Source organism: Bacillota bacterium, from assembly GCA_036504675.1.
Lineage (GTDB): Bacteria > Bacillota > Sulfobacillia > JAJYWN01 > JAJZPE01 > DASXUT01.
Map to the genome: position 1 here is coordinate 1 of DASXUT010000164.1, position 4166 is coordinate 4166.

Genomic DNA, 4166 nt, shown 5'->3' on the forward strand with positions numbered 1-4166 from the left:
GATCGAGGGACTTGAACACTCCCTCGACCGAGACCATGTGGGCATCCAAAAAGGTCACCCGGCCGACCGCGTCCAGGACCACCTGCACTTCATCGAAGTAAGCCACGTCGGCGAGGCCGGCCGGCTGGTCATTGCGGTAGACCCGGGTGCCGGTGTAGACCACCAGCCGACGGTCGCCGGCCAGGACCTCCAGGCCGACCGCTCCGTCGACCAGATCAATGGTTCTAACCGTGCCGCTAAGGTCGTAGAGGCGGCCCATGGCCCCGAGCATCCGCGCAACGAGCACGGCGGCCTGAGACCGGGTGGTCGAGGCCAGCGGCCGGAAGGTGCCGTCGGAATAGCCCTTGATGATTCCCGTCTGATGGGCCAGCAGGGCATAACCCATTGCCCAAGGGGCGATCTCGGCCTGATCGGGATAGACCGGCTTGGCGGCGGCCGCCGACTGCGCCAGCTTCTCCCACCCAAGGGCGCGGAGAATCATCGCCGTCATCTCCGACCGCGAGATGTCGGCATCGGGATGGAAGGTCCGGTCGGGGTAGCCGTTGACGATGCCTAGTTCATAGGCCAGTTCGATGTAAGGCCGGTCAGGGTCACCCATGGTCACGTCGGCGAAGAACGATGGCTCGTTGGCCAAGGATTCGGCCTCGCCACCGTGGCCGAGGCCGAGGACCAACATCTTGGCCAGGTCGCCGCGGTTGACCGGGACCTCGGGCCCGAAGGCCGATCCGGCAAGGGCTTCCGCCACGCCCTTCGCGGCCAGCAGTTCGACCTCCCGTCGGGCCCAGTGCTCGGTGATGTCGACGAAAGTGGCGGCCGGCGCCGCCTTGGCGGTCTGGGTCGACGAGACGGAGGCCTGGGCCGACGCCGCCGGCGTGCCGGCCGTGGGCGACCCAATGAGGCCCACGACAAGAACAAGGGCCACCGCTCCCCGCGCCAGGAGTGCTCGGCGCCGATATCGTTCAGCCCTGCGGCGGCCAACTGAATCCATGAATCGTCTGCTCCTCCTGACCGAACCCGGGGCTCGGTGTTACCAATTGGACTCTCAAGAAGAAAAGATTCGTGGAGAGCCTCCCCGCACCTCCCTCGAACACGAGGTTTCCGGAATATGCCAATCGATCCGTGGGCGGTGGACTCCGTCGTAAACCTCCCGGACCTTTGCGAGGGGTCGTCATTCCGGGACACCGGGGCGTCATCCCGCCGGCCGAAGGAAGACCCCATATAAAATCTAATCGGGCCCGGAGGGGCCCGATTCGGGGGTGGCGGTGGGAAATCCGTCAGCTTTTTGCGCCAGGCTTATCTGGGAGTCACTTTGCCCTTTCCGGAGCCGCTCTTCCCGAAGCCGTCCTTGACCCCGCCCTTGGGGCCCTTGCCCGAGTCCTCTTCAGTCGACCCGGCCGGCCCTGGCTCACACGCGACCAGGTAGGTTGGAACCGCCGCGTCTCCCGCGATGGTCGGGGCGGGAGGCAGGAGCACTTCGGCCTCGGCCGCTTGAGCGGTGTCGATCGGGCTTACGTTCGCGGCCTGGTCCTTGTCGGGTTTAGACTCGGCGGCCGGGCCTTTGCCGCCCGCGTCGGGGCGCTCCCCGGCCGGCCCGGCCGGCCCGCCGCCGCTCACTGATAAGGTCTCGGGGGCCAGCATGACAACCAGTTGAGGCCGGCTATCGACGTTGACCACTTCGAAGGAGAGCGAGGCCGAATTGACGGCCGGCGACTTTCCCGGGGCCTCGCCCCGTTCTTTCTCGAGGGGCCGATCCTTATCCTGGTCCTTGTTCTTCTCCGGACCCGCTTCGCCCGCGGCGACCTTGACTAAGACCGGCGTGTCGACCGCGGAAACCAGCTCTTGGACGCTGCTCGGTCCGGTTGGCGGGGCGCTGGCCACGACGACCGGCTCGGGGCCGGATTGGGTTACGCTTCGGTCGCCTCGGACTCCGGCGACCAAGGTGGGGGTCGGCAGATCCGCCGGTGAGCCGCGATGAAACAGCTTCTCGAGCTGCTCAAAGTAGAGGAGCCAGCCGCCGCCGTGGTCTGATTCGCCGGTTCCCGATGCTCCTGCCCCCGAAGGTCCGGAGCCGAGAGGCTGCGACCCTGGGGCCGCTCCGGGCACGAGCGGCGGCGAGCCCACGGTACCCGGGCCGCCGGTGGCCGAGTCGTCCCCGGGGCCCAAGCCGGCAGCCGCCGTCCAGACCCCGGCGGACAGGACGAGGCTGATGACCACCAGGGCAGCCAAAGGCGGCCGCAACCGGCGGCGCGGGGTCCCCTTGGGGCTCTTGAGCTGTCGCCTTGTGATCGGGGCCACCGGTCTCACCTTCTCTCAGGCCTCGACAGGGTGTCGGCTGTCCGGGCGGAGCTTCATTCGGAAAAGCCTGCGTCCGTTGGCTTGCGGGAGTGTCTGAATTCACCGCTGATTCGGCGAATCCTCCCTCCGCTTTCCAGCAAATAGCGACGCGATGCGACTTCGCGGGGTCCGGCCTTCGGACAAACCACCACCCCTAGTGGTCGCTGACAGGCATGTCCACAACCGGGCGGAGTAGAAAAAAGGGGCCCGGGGGAAGGACTCCCGCCGGGCCTGGGCTTGGGGATCGGCTTGTGGACATGGTGTCCCTTGCCTCTCGCAGATGGCCTGTATCGCTGAGGCTACTGGATGGTGAAGCTCCCGGTCTGCTCCGGTAGGGCCTGGTTGTTGATCTTCCCCTTGAACTGGGCCTTGATGGCGTACTGACCCGCGGCCACGGCCTGACCGGCGCTGCTCAACTGGCCCCAGGTGGCCGCGTAGGTCACGGTCTGGCCGGCGGCCAGGGTCATCTCCGTGACTGTCTGGCCGAAGGCCTGGCCCAGCGACCACTGCCAGACGGCGGAATTGTTCAGGGTGACGATCAGGTCGTACTGCTGAGCCGTGGGGAAAATGATGGTGACCGGGGCGGTGTTGTTGTTCTTCACTGTGAAGGTAAAGTTCACGGCTTCCCCGAGGGGGAAGGCGGTCTTGTTGGTGGAGACGGTCAGCTGCATGTTGGCCAGGGCCGGGTCGGTCCGGGTGGCGACAATGGCGCTGACCTTGCCGTCGGTGCCGACCGTGACGGTGACCAAGTCATTGGCCTGGAGCTGGTCGAGGGTGGCGGTGGCGTCGTTGAGCTTGATCGAGGCGCCGGCGGCCACGGCGTAGGAGGTCACCGTGTTGTCGGCCTTTTTCACCGCGATCATCCCCGACCCGACCGAGTAGACGGAGCCGGTGACCGTGGTCGCCCGCAGGGCGGCCACCGCGGCGGCCTTGCCGTCGGTGTTGAGGGTCAGGGTGACGTCGTCGTTGACCTGAAGGTTGGCCAGGGCTGAGGCCGCCCCGTTGAGGGTCACCGTGGCGTTGGCCGCCAGTTCGTAGGTGGCCTGGGTGTTGTCGGCCTTCTTGATGGTGATGGAGAGGGTCCCGATGGTCGTGGCCGAAACCAGCTTCCCGCTGACCAGGCCACGGGTGGCGGCCACGGCGGTGGCCTTGCCGTCGGTGCCGAGGGTCAGGGTGACGTCGTCATTGAGTTGCAGGTTGGCCAGGGTTGAGGCGGCCCCGTTGAGGGTCACCGTGGCGTTGGCCGCCAGCTCGTAGGTGGCCTGGGTATTGTCGGCCTTCTTGACGGTGATGGAGAGGGTCCCGATGGTCGAAGCCGAGACCAGCTGGCCGGAGACGGTGTTGGCGGTCCGGGTGGCGACCACCGCGGTGGCCTTGCCGTCTGTTCCGATGGACAGGGTGAGGTCATCGTTGGCCTGCAGGTTGGCCAGGGTCGAGGCGGAGCCGTTGAGGGTCACCGTGGCGTTGGCCGCCAACTCATAGGTGACCTGGGTGTTGTCGGCCTTCTTGACGGTCACGGAGACGGTCCCGACCGTGGTCGCCGAGACCAGCTTGCCGGTCACCGTGGTGGTCGACCGGGAGGCGACGACGGCGGTAGCCTTCCCGTCGGCCCCGAGGGTGGCGGTGATCGAGTCGTTGGCCTGGAGGTTAGCCAGCGTCGAGACCGCGCCGTTGAGGGTCACCGTGGCGTTGTCGGCCAGGACCACGGTCACCTGGGTGTTGTCGGCCTTCTTGATGGTGATGGAGAGGGTGCCGGTGGTGACGGCGGAGACCAGGGCACCGGCGACGACGCTGCCGCGGGTGGCGGCGACGGCGGTCGCCTTGCCATCGGT

Annotated in this window: 3 protein-coding genes; all 3 read right to left on the bottom strand. The window is 67.2% G+C overall.

Features of this window, described 5'->3' with window-relative positions:
* Positions 1-922: S-layer homology domain-containing protein (locus VGL40_12965; protein HEY3316174.1), on the bottom strand; the 922-nt coding region annotated here is incomplete at its 3' end.
* Positions 923-1293: 371 nt separating this feature from the next.
* A complete protein-coding gene (locus tag VGL40_12970; GenBank protein ID HEY3316175.1) occupies positions 1294-2295 on the bottom strand; it encodes a hypothetical protein in 1002 nt (333 codons plus the stop codon).
* A gap of 338 nt (positions 2296-2633) precedes the next feature.
* On the bottom strand, positions 2634-4166 hold a 1533-nt coding region (locus VGL40_12975), incomplete at its 5' end, for a BsuPI-related putative proteinase inhibitor (protein HEY3316176.1).